Origin of the sequence: Rhodanobacter lindaniclasticus, assembly GCF_004799035.1 — a bacterium.
Classification (GTDB): domain Bacteria; phylum Pseudomonadota; class Gammaproteobacteria; order Xanthomonadales; family Rhodanobacteraceae; genus Rhodanobacter; species Rhodanobacter lindaniclasticus.
This window is the reverse complement of sequence record NZ_MWIO01000014.1, coordinates 195,189-213,709: the sequence shown is the minus strand read 5'-3', so window position 1 is coordinate 213,709 and position 18,521 is coordinate 195,189. Positions and strand designations below refer to the sequence as shown.

15 protein-coding genes are annotated in these 18,521 nt (G+C 70.5%); all 15 read left to right on the top strand.

The window, feature by feature from the left end; translation table 11 throughout:
• The first annotated feature begins 373 nt into the window (after positions 1–373).
• The gene (locus tag B1991_RS05340; protein WP_342773763.1) at positions 374–2,983 is read left to right on the top strand and encodes a bifunctional diguanylate cyclase/phosphodiesterase; all 2,610 of its coding nucleotides are present in this window, start codon (positions 374–376) and stop codon (positions 2,981–2,983) included.
• A gap of 90 nt (positions 2,984–3,073) precedes the next feature.
• Positions 3,074–4,315: an NnrS family protein gene (locus tag B1991_RS05335; RefSeq protein ID WP_136257668.1), complete on the top strand. Its 1,242-nt coding sequence runs from the start codon at positions 3,074–3,076 to the stop codon at positions 4,313–4,315.
• Positions 4,316–4,528: 213 nt separating this feature from the next.
• Positions 4,529–6,043 carry a copper-containing nitrite reductase gene (gene nirK / locus B1991_RS05330; protein WP_136257667.1) on the top strand — a complete coding sequence of 505 codons (1,515 nt, stop codon included), beginning with the start codon at positions 4,529–4,531 and terminating at the stop codon, positions 6,041–6,043.
• 2 nt (positions 6,044–6,045) lie between these two features.
• Positions 6,046–6,810 (top strand): formylglycine-generating enzyme family protein, encoded by a 765-nt coding sequence (locus B1991_RS05325; protein ID WP_136257666.1) that lies wholly within the window; start codon positions 6,046–6,048, stop codon positions 6,808–6,810.
• A gap of 10 nt (positions 6,811–6,820) precedes the next feature.
• On the top strand, positions 6,821–7,390 hold the full coding sequence (locus tag B1991_RS05320; RefSeq protein ID WP_136257665.1) for an SCO family protein: 570 nt from the start codon (positions 6,821–6,823) through the stop codon (positions 7,388–7,390).
• A gap of 187 nt (positions 7,391–7,577) precedes the next feature.
• Positions 7,578–8,825, top strand: coding sequence for an alginate export family protein (locus tag B1991_RS05315; protein ID WP_136257664.1), 1,248 nt, complete (start codon positions 7,578–7,580; stop codon positions 8,823–8,825).
• 68 nt (positions 8,826–8,893) lie between these two features.
• The gene (locus B1991_RS05310) at positions 8,894–9,184 is read left to right on the top strand and encodes a DUF2249 domain-containing protein (protein WP_136257663.1); all 291 of its coding nucleotides are present in this window, start codon (positions 8,894–8,896) and stop codon (positions 9,182–9,184) included.
• The gene (locus B1991_RS05305; RefSeq protein ID WP_136257662.1) at positions 9,165–10,418 is read left to right on the top strand and encodes a hypothetical protein; all 1,254 of its coding nucleotides are present in this window, start codon (positions 9,165–9,167) and stop codon (positions 10,416–10,418) included. The genes B1991_RS05310 and B1991_RS05305 overlap by 20 nt, the downstream gene beginning before the upstream one ends.
• A gap of 246 nt (positions 10,419–10,664) precedes the next feature.
• A complete protein-coding gene (nadA, locus tag B1991_RS05300; RefSeq protein WP_136257661.1) occupies positions 10,665–11,690 on the top strand; it encodes a quinolinate synthase NadA in 1,026 nt (341 codons plus the stop codon).
• Positions 11,687–13,135 (top strand): L-aspartate oxidase, encoded by a 1,449-nt coding sequence (locus B1991_RS05295; protein ID WP_136257660.1) that lies wholly within the window; start codon positions 11,687–11,689, stop codon positions 13,133–13,135. Before nadA ends, B1991_RS05295 begins: the two co-directional genes overlap by 4 nt.
• A 123-nt stretch (positions 13,136–13,258) precedes the next feature.
• A complete protein-coding gene (fabA, locus tag B1991_RS05290) occupies positions 13,259–13,774 on the top strand; it encodes a 3-hydroxyacyl-[acyl-carrier-protein] dehydratase FabA (protein WP_136257659.1) in 516 nt (171 codons plus the stop codon).
• A gap of 1 nt (position 13,775) precedes the next feature.
• Entirely contained in the window at positions 13,776–14,984 is a 1,209-nt protein-coding gene (gene fabB, locus B1991_RS05285; RefSeq protein WP_136257658.1) for a beta-ketoacyl-ACP synthase I, read from the top strand.
• Between the two features lie 240 nt (positions 14,985–15,224).
• Positions 15,225–15,977: a deoxyribose-phosphate aldolase gene (gene deoC, locus B1991_RS05280; protein WP_136257657.1), complete on the top strand. Its 753-nt coding sequence runs from the start codon at positions 15,225–15,227 to the stop codon at positions 15,975–15,977.
• Positions 15,974–17,308, top strand: a complete 1,335-nt coding sequence (locus B1991_RS05275) for a thymidine phosphorylase (RefSeq protein WP_136257656.1) — start codon at positions 15,974–15,976, stop codon at positions 17,306–17,308. Before deoC ends, B1991_RS05275 begins: the two co-directional genes overlap by 4 nt.
• Positions 17,305–18,513: a phosphopentomutase gene (locus tag B1991_RS05270; RefSeq protein ID WP_136257655.1), complete on the top strand. Its 1,209-nt coding sequence runs from the start codon at positions 17,305–17,307 to the stop codon at positions 18,511–18,513. The genes B1991_RS05275 and B1991_RS05270 overlap by 4 nt, the downstream gene beginning before the upstream one ends.
• Positions 18,514–18,521 lie beyond the last annotated feature (8 nt).

Here is an 18,521-nt window from a genome sequence, read left to right as displayed (position 1 = left end):
CCCGTTCGACGATCTCCCGTTTGTATTCAGGGCTGTAACGCTTGCGCTTGGACATGGACACTCCTCTGGCCCAGTATGGGGCTTAGTGAAAGTGTCCGCAGAATCGGGGTAGAACCCATGGCCAGGCCGTCCGCGCCACGCCTTCCTCTCAATCATCCGGCCCAGCGGCCGATAGCCGGGAAAGGGGGAAATCCGTCGCCGTCGGCAGGCGGGTCCCCCGCGGCCGTGCGCCCTTCATCGGGCGTACGCATCTTGCTCCTGTACCATCGACGCACCGGACCTCATGGCGGCGGAATTGCCACAATCCATGGAACTCCACGAGCTCCATTCGACGCGGACGGAACGCCGGGCGGGCGGGGCGGCGGAGCCCGTCGTGGCGGTGCCGGCGGGCTGGCGTCGCAGCGCCACGTGGTGGGGCGTGGTGGCATTGCTGGCCGGCCTCATGCTGGCGTTTGCCGCACACCAGCAGCAGCGTCAGCGACGGCTGTCCGAACAGTCGCTGGTGCGTGGCGAGATGGCCAGCAAGACCTATGAGGCCTTGCTGAACCGTCTGCATGAGTCCGAATCGCTGCTGCGTGCGGTGCAGACGCTGTTCCTCGCCTCGGACGAAGTCACCGAGACCGAGTTCACCGATTTCTACGACAACATGCGTCCGCGCGCCCAGTTCCCCGGCCTGCTGGCGCTGGCCTACGCACAGCGCGAGAGCGGCCCGCAGGGCGAGCATTTCATCACCCGCTGGGTGCGGCCGCGCAAGGGCAACGAGGCTGTGGTCGACCTCGACGTGGCGGCGCAACCGAGCAACCTGGCCGGCCTGCTGGCGTCGCGCGACAGTGGCGAAGTGGCGTTGTCCGCGCCGTTCCGGCCGGTGCAGCAGACCGGCGCCGGCGCGCCGGACGGGTTCACCATGCGCCTGCCGGTGTTCAGCCCGGGCGATCCGCCGCGCACCATGGCGCAGCGGCGCGAGCGCATGCGCGGCTCGATCGCGGTGTCGTTCCGCATCAGCAAGCTGCTCGACAACGTGCTGCAGCCGGATGCGGGGCGGCAGCTGCGGCTGACCCTGTACGACATCACCGACCCGACGCGCGCGCTGCCGATGTTCGATTCCGCACCCGCGGCGGTGGCCGACGACGATTTCCGCTTCGAGCGTCGGCTTGCCTACGGCGGGCGCGTGCTCGACGTGGTGATGCGCTCGCGCCCGACCTACGCGGCGGGCTTCGACTGGGGCCAGTCGGCGCTGCCGGTGGGCGTGCTGGCCAGCGTGCTGCTGGCGCTGCTGGTGTATTCCATCGTCGGCACGCGCCAGCGCGCGCTGGAATTGGGCTGGCGGATGAGCCGGCGCTTCCGCGAGAGCGAGGAACGCTTCCGCGCGCTGAACGAGTTGCTGCCGGCGCTGGTGGTGCTGGCCGATGCCGACGGCGGGCGCATCACCTACGCCAACCAGGCCTCGCGCAATCGCCTCGGCGACCGCATCACCGATCGGCGCCTGCCCGAACTGTTCCATGACGACGACCTGCACCGGCAACTGCGCGCGCACGACACCAGCGGCTGCGGTCGCATGGAAGCGCAGCTGCAGGATGCCGGCGGCGAACGCTTCTGGGCCAGCGTGGCGATCTCGCGGGTGGAACTGGGCGGCCACGCCAAGCTGCTGCTGGTGGCCAGCGACATCAGCGAGGAGCGTCAGCTCAACCAGTTGCTGAGCTACCAGGCCAGCCACGACGTGCTCACCGATCTGTACAACCGCCGCGAGTTCGAGCGCCAGCTGCAGGCGCTGCTGGCGGCCGGGCCGCGCGCCTCGCCGATCGCCGCGCTGCTGTACGTGGACCTGGATCAGTTCAAGCTGGTCAACGACACCTCCGGCCACCCCGCCGGCGACCAGTTGCTGGCGCAGCTGGCGATCGTGATGCGTCGGCAACTGGGTGCGGGCGACGTGCTGGCCCGGCTCGGCGGCGACGAATTCGGCGTGCTGCTGACCGGCCTGGCCGACCGCGACGAGGCCGAACGCAGCGCCGAGCGCATTCGCCGCTGCATCGACGGCTACGTGTTCATCTGGGAGCAGACCAGCTACATGGTCAGCGCCAGCATCGGCGGGGTGGTGATCGACCATTCCGGCGTGTCGGCGCGCGACCTGCTGGCGCAGGCCGACACCGCCTGCTACATGGCCAAGGAGATGGGCCGCAACCGCGCGCATTTCTATTCCGGGCGCGACGACCAGACCGTGCGTCGGCGCAGCGAGATGGACTGGGCCAACCGCCTGCGCTGGGCGATCGACGAACGGCGTCTGCAACTGGCCTACCAGGAAGTGTGGCCGCTGCCGCCGGGCAGCGGTTCGCCGGGCATCGAGGTGCTGCTGCGTTTCCGCGAGGAGTCCGGCGAGCTGGTGTTGCCGGGCGTGTTCGTGCCGGCGGCCGAGCGCTACGGCCTGATGCCGCTGGTCGACCGCTGGGTGATCGAGACCACGCTGGCGAATTTCGACCGGCTGCATCCGGCCGGCAGCGCGATGGAGCTGGTCGCGATCAACCTTTCCGGCGCCAGCATCGAGGACGCCGCCCTGGTCGAGCACATCATCGACTGGCTGCGCCGCTATCGCGTGGAGCCCTCGCGGGTGTGCTTCGAGATCACCGAGACGGTGGCCGCGCGCAGCCTCTCGGCGGTGGCGCGCTGCATGGCGCAGCTGCGCGCGGCCGGCTGCCGCATCGCGCTGGACGATTTCGGCGCCGGCATGTCCTCGTTCACCTATTTGAAGAACCTGCCGCTGGACATCATCAAGATCGATGGCAGTTTCGTGCGCGACATGCTGACCGATCCGGTCAGCCACCTGATGGTCAAGGCGGTCACCGACATCGGCCACCGGCTGGGGCTGGAGGTGGTCGCCGAGTGGGTCACCGACACGCCCACCGTGCAGGCGCTGACCGCGCTGGGCGTGAACCGCGTGCAGGGCTTCGGCCTGCACCGGCCGGAGCTGGCGCTGTTCCAGCTCGATTGACGGTGCGGATTCGTGCCTGATGCAGGTCATGGGGCTTGCACGGCTGGCTGTGGCACGATGGGGAGTCATTCGCATTCGCGGGATCACGCCATGTCCGACCAGCCCCCCACCTCGTCGCCGCTCGCCGACATTCCCCGGCTGCTGGCGGCGGCGCCGCACCGGCCGCTGTTCCTGGCCGGCACCTTCGCGGTGATGTTGAGCATGGCGTGGTGGGCGGTGGAGCTGACCTCGATACGGTTCGGCCTGGCCGGTTGGCCGCAGCCGTCGATCCCGCCGCTGTACGCGCACGGCGTGCTGATCCAGTACGGCCTGTTCCCGCTGTTCATGTTCGGCTTCCTGATGACCACCTTCCCGCGCTGGCTGGGTCGCCCGGACCTGCCGCGCACGCGCTTCCTGCCGGTGGCCGGCTGCCTGTTCGGCGGCTACGTGCTGGCCCACGTGGGCCTGTTGGCGCTGCCGCGGGTGCTGGAGCTGGGCGTGGCGCTGATGCTGCTCGGTTATGCGATCGGCGTGTGGACGCTGGCCGGCGTGCTGCGTGCCTCGGTGGCCGAGCGCAAGGGGCACGCGCGCTCGTGCCTGGCGGCGCTGTCGCTGGGCACGCTGGGGCTGGCGATCTTCCTCGCCTACCTGTTCGGCGCGCCGGCGGAGTGCGCGCTGCTGGCGGTCAGGATCGGCACCTTCGGCTTGCTGCTGCCGATCTATTTCACGGTGATGCACCGCATGCTGCCGTTCTTCACCGGCAACATGATCAAGGGCTATCCGGTGGTGCGGCCGGACTGGAGCATGCCGGTGGTGTGGTTGCTGCTGCTGGCGCACCTGGTGCTGTCGTGGCGCGGGGAGCTGGGCTGGCTGTACATGGTCGACGTGCCGCTGGCGCTGGTGTTTGCCTGGCATTCGCTGACCTGGCGGCCGTGGCGGGCGATGCATCCCGGCATCCTGGCGGTGCTGCACCTGGCGTTCGCGTGGCTGCCGGTGGCGTTCGTGCTGTTTGCGATCCAGGACGTGGTCTACGCCACCAGCGGCCAGTTCATCCTGGGCCGCGCGCCGCTGCATGCGCTGGGCATCGGCTTCTTCGGCTCGATGCTGGTGGCGATGGTCACCCGGGTGACCCAGGGCCACTCCGGCCGGCCGATGCAGATGGGCGCGGTGCCGTGGCTGTGCTTCGTGCTGCTGCAGATCGTGGCCTTGTTGCGCATTCGTGCGGAACTGGGCGGCGACATGTACCTGTGGCTGGTGATCGCCGCCTACGGCTGGTTGCTGGCCTTCCTGCCGTGGGTGCTGCGCTCGGCGTGGATCTACCTGACCCCGCGTGCGGACGGCAAGACGGGTTGATGGCGGGTGGCAGACTGACGCCATTCCGGTGAACGCGGGCATGACGTCGTCGCGGGCGGCGGCGGCTGTCTTCCCGGGCTGAAGGCGATGGGCGGATTCGCTGTGGCGCGGTGACGCAGCGGGCGGGTTTCGGGGGGACTTTTGACTCCGGTCAAATGGCGCCGGGTTTTGCCGGGCATGCTTCGCGCAGGCATAACCAACGGGAAGATCCCCATGTCGCGTCCGCTGTCCACCGTCCTCGCCGCCCTCGCCGTGTTCGCGCTGGCGGCCTGCTCCGACAAGCCCCCGGCGTCGCCTGCCGCGGCCACCCCACCGGCCAGCACCTCGGTGGCTTCCCAGCGTGGCGACTTCGGTCCGCCGCAGGGCGAGCCGATCCACGCGGTGCTGACCAGCCCGCCGCACGTGCCGCCACCGATCCATCGCAACTACCCGGCGAAGGTCATCGTCGAGCTGGAGGTGGTCGAGAAGGAGATGCCGATCTCCGAAGGCGTCAGCTACACCTTCTGGACCTTCGGCGGCACCGTGCCGGGCAGCTTCATCCGCGTGCGCCAGGGCGACACGGTGGAGTTCCACCTGAAGAACGCGCCGGACAGCAAGATGCCGCACAACATCGACCTGCACGGGGTGACCGGCCCGGGCGGCGGCGCGGCCTCCAGCTTCACCGCGCCGGGGCATGAGTCGCAGTTCACCTTCAAGGCGCTGAACCAGGGCATCTTCGTCTACCACTGCGCCACCGCGCCGGTGGGCATGCACATCGCCAACGGCATGTACGGCCTGATCCTGGTCGAGCCGCCGGAAGGTCTGGCGCCGGTCGACCACGAGTACTACGTGATGCAGGGCGACTTCTACACCACCGGCAAGTACCGGCAGAAGGGCCTGCAGCCGTTCGACATGGAAAAGGCGATCGACGAGCACCCGACCTATGTGCTGTTCAACGGTCGCGAAGGCGCGCTCACCGGCGACAACGCGCTGACCGCCAAGACCAACGAGACAGTGCGTCTGTTCGTGGGCAACGGCGGTCCGAACCTGGTGTCGAGCTTCCACGTGATCGGCGAGATCTTCGACAAGGTGCAACCCGAGGGCGGCACCATCGCACAGCACAACGTGCAGACCACGCTGATCCCGTCCGGCGGCGCGGCGACGGTGGAATTCCACACCGACGTACCGGGCAGCTACGTGCTGGTCGACCACTCGATCTTCCGCGCATTCAACAAGGGCGCGTTGGGCATCCTCAAGGTGGACGGTCCGGAAGACAAGTCGATCTACTCGGGCAAGGAAGTGGACTCGGTCTACCTGGGCGACCGCTCGGAACCGAACCTCAAGGCGGTGACCGTCGCGGCCCAGGCGCATGCGGCCGGCACGCTGACCAAGGAGGAGCAGATCGCCGCGGGCAAGCAGCTGTTCACCGGCACCTGCTCGGTCTGCCATCAGGCCAACGGCGAGGGCCTGGCCAACGTGTTCCCGCCGCTGGCGAAATCGGACTTCCTGGCCGCCGATCCGAAACGCGCCATGTCGATCGTGACGCACGGCCTGACCGGCAAGATCACCGTCAACGGCCACGAGTACGACTCGGTGATGCCGCCGATGAGCCAGCTCAACGACGACGAGGTGGCCAACATCCTCACCTACGTGATCAACAGCTGGGACAACCCGGGCGGCCAGTTCAGCAAGGAAGACGTGGCCAAGGCGCGTGCCGAAGCCGGCCCGCATGCGGAACCGGAGCACTGAGCATGCGCGTGCGGCTGGCGCTGGCATGGTTCGGCCTGATGCTGGCACTCCCGGCAGCGGCGGCGGAATACGTCGCGCTGCCGGGAGGCACGTTCACCAGCGTGCTGCCCGCCGACGGCAAGGCGGCCGCGGCGCAGGTCGCGCCGTTCCGCCTGCGCACCGAACTGGTCACCAACGGCGAGTTCCTGGCCTTCGTGCAGAAGCACCCGCAATGGCAGCGCGACAAGGTGGCCGGCATCCTCGCCGACGCACGCTACCTGACCCAGTGGGAGGCGCCCTTGGTGCCGGGCGGGCAGGCGCTGCCGCGCCAGCCGGTGACGCGGGTGAGCTGGTTCGCCGCGCAGGCCTATTGCGAAAGCGAAGGTGCGCGGCTGCCGAGCTGGTACGAATGGGAGTTTGCCGCGGCGGCGGACGCCACCCGACGCGATGCGCGGGCCGATCCGGCCTGGCGCGAAAGCATCCTGGGCTGGTATTCGCGCCCGTCCAGCTCGGCGTTGCCCGAGGTCGGCGGCGTCGCCAACGTCTACGGCGTGCGCGACATGAACGGCCTGGTGTGGGAGTGGGTCGACGATTTCAACGCGCTGATGGTGGCCAGCGACAGCCGCGAGCAGGGCGACCCCGACCTGCTGAAGTTCTGCGGTGCCGGTGCGATCAGCCTGCAGGAAAAGGAGAACTACGCGGTGCTGATGCGCATCGCCATGCTCTCCGCGCTGAAAGCCGCCGACACCACCAACAACCTGGGCTTCCGCTGCGCGAAGTCGAACTGAAGGAGCGGCGATGAAACATCTTCTGCCCGTACTGGCCCTGCTGGCCGCGCTGTTCGGCGGCACTGCCGCCGCCACGCCGCTGCCCGGCGATTCGGTCTACAACCTGCCGGTGCAACTGACCACGCAGGATGGCCAGCGCCAGATGCTGGCCGCACGTCGCGGGCGGCCGCAGCTGGTCACGATGTTCTACACCTCGTGCCAGATGGTCTGCCCGATGATCATCGACAGCCTGCGCCTGACCCGCAATGCGCTCGATCCGGCCACGCGCGCGAAGATCGACCTGCTCGCGGTGAGCTTCGACCCGGCCAAGGACGACGTGCCCACGCTGAAGAGCTATGCGGAGAAGCGCAAGCTGGACCCGCGCATCTGGACCCTGGCCCGCGCCGAGCCGTCGCAGGTGCGGCAGCTCTCCGGCGTGCTCGGCCTGCAGTACCGGCAGCTTCCCGACGGCGAGTTCAACCACTCCAGCGAACTGATCCTGCTCGACGCCGAGGGCCGCATCGCTGCGCGCACCACGCTGATCGGCCGGCTCGATCCGGCCTTCGTGAAGGCCATCGGCGAGACGGTGAACAAGCCATGAGATGATGTTTTCGAATGGACGTCCAGACGTCCATCGTTTCGCGAAGCGCCGCCGTCATGGCGGCGTTTTCGCATGGTTCCGCGGCGTGTTGTCACAGCCGCCGCTTTCCCGATGCGGACATGACCGCGGTCAACTGATCGCCGCTTCGCGCTCTGCAGACTGCGCGCATCCACCACGGGAAGACACGATGAGAACGACTAGCCGAATGCTTTGCGCCAGCGGTCTGCTGGCGGCCGCGATGGCCGCGCCCGCGGCCGCGACCGCCACCACCCCGAGCCTGCCGGAGGCGGCGCCGCTGCAGCTGGAATGGGATGCACGATTGCGCCACGAGCAGGTCGACGATGACGCCTTCAGCCGCGACGCGGCCGCCACCACCTTGCGCCTGCGGCTGGGCCTGCGCGCCAGCTTCGGCGAGGGCTGGAGCGCGCTGCTGGAAGGCGCCGGCGTGGCTGCGGCCAACGAGCATTACAACAGCGGCGCGAACGGCCGCACGCAGTATCCGGCGATCACCGATCCGCATGGCAGCGAACTCAACCAGGCCTGGCTGGCGTGGCAGGGCGACGTGTTCGGCGCCACGCTGGGCCGCCAGCGGCTGCTGCTGGACAACCATCGCTGGGTCGGCAACAGCGGCTGGCGCCAGCATGAGCAGACCTACGACGCGGTGGCGCTGCAATGGATGCCGCTGGACAGCGTGACCGTGCGCTATGACTGGCTCGATCGCGTGCATCGCGTGGCCGGTCGCGACGCGCTCAATCCGCTGGCGCGCGAGCGCAAGCTGGACACGCACCTGCTCAACGCCGCGTGGGTCCGCGGTGCGCAGCAATGGGTGGGCTACGCCTACCTGCACGAGGACCGCGACGTGGCCACGGCCTCCAGTGCCACCTGGGGCGCGCGCTGGAGCGGCAAGGCGCTGCGCGACGGCAACGGCCCGGGCTGGACGCTGGAAGCGGCGCGTCAGCGCGACTACGCCAACAATCCGCAGCGCTTCGCCCACCACTACTGGTTGCTGGAGCCGACCTGGACGCAGGACGGCGTCACCGCAAAGCTGGGTTGGGAACACCTGGGCGGCAACGGCCAGCATGCCTTGCAGACGCCGCTGGCGACGCTGCACGCGTTCAACGGCTGGGACGACCAGTTCAACGTGACGCCCGCCGGCGGACTGGAAGATCGCTACGTGGGCGCGGCCGGCAAGTTCGGTCGCAGCGGTCTGGCCGGCAAGCTGGCCTGGGCGGTGGCGTACCACGACTACCGCGCCGATCGCGGTGGCCGCTACGGCAGCGAGTGGAACGCATCGCTGAGCCTTCCGCTGCTCGCCGGCCTCGACGCCATGCTCAAGCTGGCCGACTACCGCGCCGACGGCTTCGGCCGCGACAACGCGCGGGTGTGGCTGCAGCTGGAATGGCGCGGCCAGCAGGCGCTGGCGGGCGCGCGTTGAGTGCCGGCGGCGCGGCTGCGTTGACCCAGGTCAGCGCGCCCGCGCCGCCGCTGCGTTGAGATGGCCGCATGCCTGCCTCCCCACTGCCACCCCACGACGACCACGTCACCGACGACGACGCCATCGTCTCGATGGACCTGCGCGCGCTGCCGGCGCCGGAGCCGATGATGCGTGCGCTGGAGGCGGCCGATGCGCTGCAGCCGGGGCAGACGGTCGAGCTGCTTACGCCGCTGCTGCCGACGCCGCTGCTCGACCTGCTGGCCGGTCGCCGGCTGCACGTCCGCGCGGAAATGCTGCCCGCCGGCAGCGCGCGCGTGCGGGTCCATCGCCCGGACGACGATGGCCCGACTGGCGCTTGAGCAGGCGCCGCCGGCGTCGTTGCCGCGGCGTTTCCTGCTGACTGCGCCGTTGTGGGGCGTGCTCGCCGGCGTGCTGCTGATCCTCGACGGCGACCTGGCGCTGCGCACGCGCTGGCAGCCGGCCACGCTGGCGCTGGTGCACGTATTCACCCTGGGCGTGTTCGGCAACGTGATGTTCGGCAGCGTGCTGCAATTCCTGCCCGCTGCCGCCGGCGTGCGGGTACGCGGCGGCGCGCGGCTGGGGCGGCCACTGCACGCCGTGTTCAACCTCGGCGTGCTGCTGCTGGTGGCCGGCCTGCATGAGGGCTGGCGTGGCGCGCTGCGCGGCGGCGCCGTGCTGTTGCCGCTGGCGTTCGTGGTGCTGGCCGCGATGACCGTGCCCGGCCTGTGCGCCGCCGCGGGCCAGCGGCTGCTGCGCGCGGGCATCGGTGCGGCGATCGGCTTCGGCGTGCTGACCGCGCTGCTCGGCGCGCTGCTGGCGCTGGCGCTGGTCGACGGCGCCACGCCGTCGATGATGGCGCTGGTGGACGTGCACGCCAGTTGGGGCGTGCTGGGCTGGATCGTGCTGCTGCTGGCCAGCGTGGCGCGGATCGTGATGCCGATGTTCCAGGGCACGGCAGCCATGCCGGCACGGGCGCAGACCCTGTGGCTGGCCAGCGTGCTGCTGATGCTGCCGGCCGCGGCATGGTGGCGCTGGGCCGGCGACGATGGCCGCTGGCTGCTGGCCACCGTGGTGGTGCACGTCACGCTGTTTGCCGGTGCCGCCCTGTGGCTGCAGTGGCGCTCGCCACGCGTGCGTCGCGGACCGTTGCTGTGGAGTTGGCGCGGCGGCCAGATCGTGCTGGTGCTGGCGGCGGTGCTGCTGGCCGGCGGCGCGCGTGGCGCGGTGCTGGCGGCGGCGCTGGGGCTGGGCATCGCGTTGCCCTTGCTGCTCACCGGCATGGCGCTGGAGATCGTTCCGTTCATCGGCTGGATCGAGCTGCACCGACGCTGCGGTCGCGGCCTGCAGTTGCCCGGCGTGCAGCGGCTGCTGCCCGACGGCGACAAGCTCGGCGTGCTGCTGGCGCAATGGCCGCTGCTGCTGTTGCCGGCCGCGGTGCTGTGGCCGTCGCCGTGGCTGGCGCGTGCGGCAGGCGTGGCGCTGGCGTGCGCGTGGCTGGGCACATGGTCGGCGTTGCGCGGCGTGCGCCGGCGCGCCGAGGCCTTCGTGGCAACGCTGCCGCAGCGCCCGTGAGCAGGGCGGCTCCGGCGCCATCGGCGTGGCGCATCGGTTGCGGTTGACCTCGATCAAGGCGCGCCCGCGCGCTTGCCGGCGATGATGCGCGCCATCATGCCAGGCCTTTCATTGCATCGCTCCGTTCTCCCGCGCCTGCGGCCGCCGCCATCGCGGTGCATGTCGCGCCTCGACGCGGATTGCCGGGTGGACTGAACCGGCACGCTGCACCCCGGATACCTCGACCATCATCCACTGCGGATCGCCATGCACGACCTCGCTGCCGTCCCCGTGCCTGTCTGGCGCGACGAACTCGAACACGAATATGCCGCGCTCGCCGAGCGGCTCGAACCGCTGGTGCCGTGCCTGGAGATTCCGCTGCACCTGCCGTGGATCGACGCGATCAACAAGCTGAAGAAGCAGCGCGGCGCGGTGATCATGGCGCACAGCTACCAGTCGCCGGAGATCTTCCACGGCGTGGCCGACATCACCGGCGACTCGCTGGGCCTGGCGCAGGCCGCGGCGGAGTGCGATGCCGAGCTGATCGTGCTGTGCGGCGTGCACTTCATGGCCGAGACCGCGAAGATCCTGGCGCCGCACAAGACCGTGCTGCTGCCCGACCTCGAGGCCGGCTGCTCGCTGGCCTCCTCGATCACCGCCGCCGACGTGCGTGCATTGCGCGCGCAGCACCCCGGCGTGCCGGTGGTCAGCTACGCCAACACCTCGGCCGCGGTGAAGGCGGAATCCGACGCGATCTGCACCTCGGCGAACGCGGTGCAGGTGGTGGAGGCGATGGGCGCGCCGAAGGTGATCTTCCTGCCCGACGAGTTCCTCGGTCGCCACATCGCCAAGCAGACGCAGGTGGAAATCGTCCTGTGGCACGGCCGCTGCGAAGTGCACGAGCGCTTCACCGCGCAGGAAGTGCGGCACGTGCGCGAGCAGTTCGGCACCAAGGTGGTGGCGCATCCGGAGTGCTCGCCCGAAGTGCTGGCCGAGGCCGACTTCGTCGGCTCCACCACCGCCATGGGCAAGTGGCTGGCGCGCGAGAAGCCGGCCCGGGTGGCGATGGTCACCGAGTGCTCGATGGCCGACAACCTCAAGTCGCAGTTCCCGCAGACCGAGTTCATCAAGCCGTGCAACCTGTGTCCGCACATGCAGCGGATCACCTTGCAGAACATCTACGCCAGCCTGCGCGACCTGCGCCACGCGATCGAGATCCCCGCGGACGTCGGTGCGCGTGCCCGCGCGGCACTGGAACGCATGCTCGCCGTCGGGCGGCGCGAACGCGTGTGAGGCGCGCGCACCTGCCGATCGTGGTGGTGGGTGGCGGCGTGGCCGGGCTGGCGACGGCGCTGGCCGCGGCGCCCGCCCCGGTGCGCCTGCTGTGCCGCGCCCGCGACGGTTGCGGCAGCGCCACGGCGCTGGCCCAGGGCGGCATCGCCGCGGCGCTCGATCCGCATGACAGCGTCGCCGCCCACGCCGCCGACACGCTCGTCGCCGGCGCGCAGCACAACGAGGCGGCGATGGTGGCGTGGCTGACCGCCGCGGCACCGGCGGCGATCGACTGGCTGCAGGCGCACGGCGTGGCGTTCGATCGGGCTGCGGATGGCGCGCTGCAACTGGGTCGCGAAGGCGGTCATGCCACCGCCCGCATCGTGCACGCCGGCGGCGATGCCACTGGCGCGGCGGTGTTCTGCGCCTTGCGCGAGCAGGCGCAGGCGGCCAGCCACGTGCAGTGGCGCGGCGGCGTCGATGTCGATGGCCTGCTGTGGCGCGGCGGTCGCGTGGTCGGCGTGCGCACGCGCGATGAGCGCGGCCGGCATGAACAGGTCGAGGCGGCGGCGGTGGTGCTGGCCACCGGCGGCATCGGCGCCTTGTACGCGCGCACCAGCAATCCGCCGGGTGCCGATGGTGCGGGCCTCGCGCTCGGCCTGGCTGCCGGTGCGGCAGCGCGCGACCTGGAGTTCGTGCAATTCCATCCCACCGCGCTCGACGTGCCCGGCCACTGCCTGCCGCTGCTCACCGAGGCGCTGCGTGGCGCTGGCGCGCGATTGCACGACGACGCGGGCAACGCGTTGATGGCCGGCGTGCATCCGCTCGGCGACCTGGCGCCGCGCGACGTGGTGTCGCGGCGCGTGGCCGCGGTGCAGGCCGCCGGCGGCCGCGCCTGGCTCGATGCGACGGCGGTGCAGGGCGATTGGGAACAGCGTTTTCCCACCGTGCTGGCCGCGTGCCTGGCGCATGGTTTCGATCCGCGCCGGCAGGCGTTGCCGGTGACCCCGGCGGCGCACTTCCACATGGGCGGCCTGGCCACCGATGCGGACGGACGCACCAGCGTGCCGGGCCTTTACGCGGTGGGCGAGGTGGCTTGCAATGGCGTGCACGGCGCCAACCGGCTGGCCAGCAATTCGCTGCTCGAAGGCGTGCTGTGCGGACAGCGGCTGGGTCACGGCTTGCGCACCGCGGTCGCCGCTGACGTCGGCGTCGGCCCGCTGCGCGTGATCGAACGCGGCGCCAGCCTGCCGCTGGCCGAACTTGCCGGCTTGCGTGCGCTGCTGTGGCACGCGGCCGGTCCGCGGCGCGAAGCGGGCGCGCTGCGCGATGCCTGGCGGGTCTGCGCGGCGCGGGCCGACTCCGGTTGGCAGGCACGCCTGGCCAAGGCGCTGCTGCGCGCGATGCGCTTGCGTCGACGCTCGCTCGGCGCCCACTGGCGCGAAGATCGCGGCTGTCCCTCCTGATGCGTCCGGCCGCCGTCGCGAAGGCCCACGATGCGCCGGCGTACGGCCGTCGCAGGTGTCGCACGTCAAGACAGGACGGCGCCCAACTGGCACACTTGGCATCCCCCCACCCGCGAGCATTTCATGACACGTCCTTCCTCTTTCGACTACGAGCAATTGCGCGCCTGCGGGCGCGGCGAACTGTTCGGCGACGACAACGCGCGGCTGCCGTCGCCGCCGATGCTGATGTTCGATCGCATCACGCACATTTCCGAGGAGGGCGGCAGCCACGGCAAGGGCTGCATCCGCGCCGAAATGGACATCCATCCGGACCTTTGGTTTTTCGGTTGCCACTTCATCGGCGACCCGGTGATGCCCGGTTGCCTGGGCCTGGACGCGATGTGGCAGCTCAGCGGTTTCTTCCTGCCGTGGCTGGGCGAGCCCGGCCGCGGCCGCGCGCTCGGCGTGGGCAACGTGAAGTTCTCCGGCCAGGTGATGCCGACGGCCAAACTGGTGCGCTACGAGATCGACATCCGCCGCGTGATGCGCGGCAAGCTGCGGCTGGTGATCGCCGACGGCAAGACCTTCGTCGACGACCGCCTGATCTACGAGGCCAGCGACATGCGCGTAGGCCTGTTCCAGTCCACCGAGGGTTTTTGAGATGCGTCGCGTCGTCGTGACGGGCATGGGCATCGTGTCCTGCCTTGGCAATGATCTGGACACCGTAACCGGTGCTCTGCGCGATGGCCGCAGCGGCATCCGCGCGATGCCCGAGTATGCCGAGCTGGGCTTGCGCAGCCATGTCGCCGGCGTGCCGACCATCGACCTGGAGGCCGTGATCGACCGCAAGCTGAAGCGCTTCATGGGTGACGCGGCGGCGTATGCGTACGTGTCGATGCGCTCGGCGATCGCCGATGCCGGGCTGGACGCGGAGCAGGTGCGCAACCCGCGCATCGGCGCGATCGCCGGTTCCGGCGGCGGTTCGCCGCGCTGGCAGATCGAGACCGGCGACCTGCTGCGCAACAAGGGCGTGCGCAAGATCGGCCCGTACATGGTGCCGCGCACGATGTGCTCGACGGTGTCGGCCACGCTGGCCACCACCTTCGGCATCCTGGGCCTGAGCTATTCCATCTCCGCCGCCTGCGCCACCTCGGCGCACTGCATCGGCGCGGCCGCCGACCTGATCCGTCACGGCGCACAGGACGTGGTGTTCGCCGGCGGCGGTGAAGAGGAACACTGGGGCATGACCTCGCAGTTCGATGCGATGGGCGCGCTGTCCAGCCACCACAACGACACCCCGGCCAGCGCCTCGCGCCCCTACGACACCAGCCGCGACGGCTTCGTCATCGCCGGCGGCGGCGGCATGCTGGTGCTGGAGGAGTACGAGCACGCCAGGGCGCGCGGTGCGCGCATCCACGCCGAGCTGGTCGGCTACGGCGTCACCTCCGACGGCGCCGAGATGGTCGCGCCGTCGGGCGAAGGCGCGGTGCGCTGCATGCAGATGGCGCTGGCCAACGTCAGCGCACCGGTCGATTACCTCAACACCCACGGCACCGCCACGCCGCTGGGCGACATCGTCGAGCTGGATGCCGTGCGCCAGGTGTTCGGCGACGCGATGCCGCCGCTGTCCTCGACCAAGGCACTGACCGGCCACTCGCTCGGCGCCGCCAGCGTGCACGAGGCGATCTACAGCCTGTTGATGCTCAAGGAAGGTTTCGCCGCCGGCTCGGCCCACATCAGCGACCTCGACCCGCGCGCCGAAGGCTTCCCGATCCTGCGCGAAAGCCGACCGGCAAGCTTGAACACGGTGATGTCCAACAGCTTCGGCTTCGGCGGCACCAACGGCACGCTGGTGTTCGCCAGGGTTTAGGCCGCTCTGCTGCTCCCCCTGCTCAGCGGGGGGAGGCTGGCGACCGCAGGGAATCCTTCAGGCGTGGGGTTGCCCATGCCGCACCAGCGGCTTCGCCGCCCGGCATTTGCTTGCGCCGACCGGCGCCACCTGCGGCCTATTGCCGTCCTGCCTTGCACACGCGGATCGGCTTGCCACAGATCAAGAAGGCGGTTGCCCGGACGCCCTACGCTGCGCGGCAATCGACTTGTGGAGCGGCCCGTGTCCATCGACGCCCGTAGCCCGCGTGCCCTCGCGGCGCGCCTGTTGTCCCTGCTCGACCTGACCAGCCTCGGCGAGGACGACACGCCGGCGCGGATCGAGGCACTGTGCGCGTCAGCGCGTGCCGCGCCGGTCCTGCCGGCCGCGCTGTGCATTTATCCGGAACACGTCGGCAGCGTGCGCCGCAGCCTGCAGGGAACTGCCGTCAAGGTAGCGACCGTGGTGAATTTTCCCGAGGGCGGCAGCGACCCGCAGCGGGTGGAACGCGAGACGCGGCGCGCGCTGGCCGCGGGGGCGGACGAGATCGACCTGGTGTTGCCGTATCGGGCGCTGCGGGGTGGGGATGCCGCGGGCGCGCGTGCCGTCGTCAGGCGCTGCCGCACCGTCTGTGCCGACGGCGTGCTGCTGAAACTGATCCTCGAAACCGGCGAACTGGGCACGCCCGAACTGATCCACGCGGCGTGCGCGATCGGCATCGAGGAAGGCGTGGACTTCCTCAAGACCTCGACCGGCAAGGTGCCGGTCAACGCCACCCCGGAGGCCGCCGCCGTGATGCTCGATGCGATCGCTGCGGCCGGCGGTCGCTGCGGTTTCAAGGCGGCCGGCGGCATTCGCACGCTGGCGGCCGCGGTGACCTATCTCGATCTGGCCGAGGCGCGGCTGGGCGCCGGCTGGGCCGACCCGGCGCATTTCCGCATCGGTGCCAGCGCGCTGTTCGGCGAGTTGTGCGCCACGGCCGCGCCCGCCGCATGAACCGCCTGTCTGCCGCCGCCCTGATTCGCTGCAAGCGCGACGACACACCGCTCGATGGCGACCAGCTGCATGCGGTGGCGCAGGGCATCGGTGACGGCTCGTGGAGCGAAGGGCAGATCGGCGCGTTCGCGATGGCGGTCGCGTGGCGTGGCATGGGCGTGGAAGAGTGTCGCCGTTTCACCCTGGCCTTGCGCGACTCCGGCCAGCGGCTGCATTGGGAACACTTGCCGGGACCGGTACTGGACAAGCATTCCACCGGCGGCGTGGGCGACGGCGTGAGCCTGCTGCTGGCGCCGCTGCTGGCCGCGTGCGGCGGCTACGTGCCGATGATTTCCGGTCGTGGCCTGGGGCATACCGGCGGCACCCTGGACAAGCTGGAAAGCGTGGCCGGCTACGATGTCCATCCGGGCTTGGCGCGCTTGCGCGAGGTCGTCGAGGAGGTGGGCTGCGCCATCGTCGGCCAGGGTGCCGAGCTGGTGCCGGCCGATCGCCGGCTGTATGCGGTGCGCGATGTCACCGCGACGGTGGATGTGGCCGAGTTGATGGTGGCCTCGATCCTGTCCAAGAAACTGGCCGGCGGCGCGCGGGCGCTGGTGCTCGACATCAAGACCGGCAACGGCGCGCAGTTGCCGGGCATGACGGCGGCGCGCGACCTGGCCGCGCGCATGCTGGCGACGGCGCGCGGTACCGGCATCGACGTGCGCGTGGTGTTCAGCGACATGGACCAGCTGCTGGGCCGCGAGGCAGGCAATGCACTGGAGCTGCGCGCCGTGCTCGACCTGCTGCGCGATCGTGGCGACAACCCGCGGTTGCGTGCACTGACCCTCGAACTGGCTGCCGAATTGCTGTGGGTCGGAGGCTTGGGCCGTGACCGCCTCGATGCCGAGCGCCGCGCGCGGGCGGCGCTGTCCTCGGGTGCGGCCGCCGAACGCTTTGCACGGATGGTGCATGCGCTGGGCGGTCCGGCCGATCTGCTGGAACGGCCGGATGCGTATCTGGAGACCGCGCCGATCCGACGCATGGTGACGGCACCCGCATCGGGTCATGTCGCCGCGGTCGACGTGCGTGCGCTGGGGCAGGTGGTGGTGGATCTGGGTGGCGGGCGCACGTATCCGGGCCAGGCCATCGATCATGCCGTGGGCCTGGCCGAGGTGATCGGGCGGGGTGACCCCGTCGATGCGGGCCAGCCGCTGGCGTTCGTGCATGCGCGCACGACGCAGGCGGCGGACATGGCCGAGGCGCGGGTGCGCGAGGCCTTCCGCATCGCGCCGGAAGCCCCGCCTTGTGCACCGCTGTGGCAATGGCACGCGCCGATGGAGCAGATCGCATGAGCCGCGCGATCTGGCTGGTACTCGATTCGCTGGGCGTGGGCGCGGCGCCTGATGCCGCGGATTACGGCGACGCGGGTGCCGACACTTTCGGTCATGTCGCCGCCGCCTGCGCCGCCGCGGCGCGGGGGCCGTTGCGCCTGCCGAACTTCACCACGCTGGGTCTGCCGCAGGCGCATGCCGCAGCGCATGGGCAGCCCGCGCCAGGCTTCGGGAAGCTGCCCGCAGCCGCGGGTCTGTGGGGCTACGCGGTGGAACGGGCCCGCGGCAAGGACACGCCATCCGGCCACTGGGAAACCACGGGCGTGGTGCTGCGCGAACCGTTCGGCGTGTTTGCGCCGGCGGAGCATGCGTTTCCGCCCGCCTTGCTGCAGGAACTGGTGGTTCAGGGCGGGCTGCCCGGCGTGCTCGGCGACTGCCATGCCTCCGGCACCGAGATCATCCAGCGGCTCGGCGCGGAGCATCTGCGCAGCGGTAGTCCGATCGTCTACACCTCGGCCGACTCGGTGTTCCAGATCGCCGCACACGAACAGGCGTTCGGTCTCGACTGCCTGTACCGCCTGTGCGAGCTGGCGCGCCGGCTGCTTGCCGACTACAACATCGGCCGGGTGATCGCGCGGCCGTTCACCGGCACGGCCGAATCCGGTTTCAGTCGCAGCCCGCATCGACGCGACTACGCCCTGCCGCCACCGGCGCCGACGTTGTTCGACGCGCTGCTGGCCGCCGGAGGCGAAGTGGTCGCGATCGGCAAGATCGGCGACATCTTCGCCCATCGCGGCGTGTCGCGCTGCGTCGAGGCCCACGGTCACGACGAACTGTTCGATGCCACGCTGGCCGCCATGACGCAGGCGGGCGAGAACAGCCTGATCGCGACCAACTTCGTCGATTTCGACATGGTGTACGGCCACCGGCGCGACGTGTTCGGCTACGCCGCCGCGCTCGAGGCGCTGGATGCGCGGCTGCCGGAACTGCTGCAGGCGCTGCGCCCGGGCGACCTGCTGGCGATCAGCGCCGACCACGGCTGCGACCCGACCTGGCCGGGCAGCGACCACACCCGCGAATGCATCCCGGTGCTGGCGTTCGCGCCGGGGTTGGCGCCGCGCGCGCTGGGCCGGCGCGACAGTTTTGCCGACATCGGCCAGAGCATGGCCAGCCACCTCGGCCTGCCGTCGCTGGCGGCCGGCCGCAGTTTCCTTTCTCCCGCCTGACGAGTCCC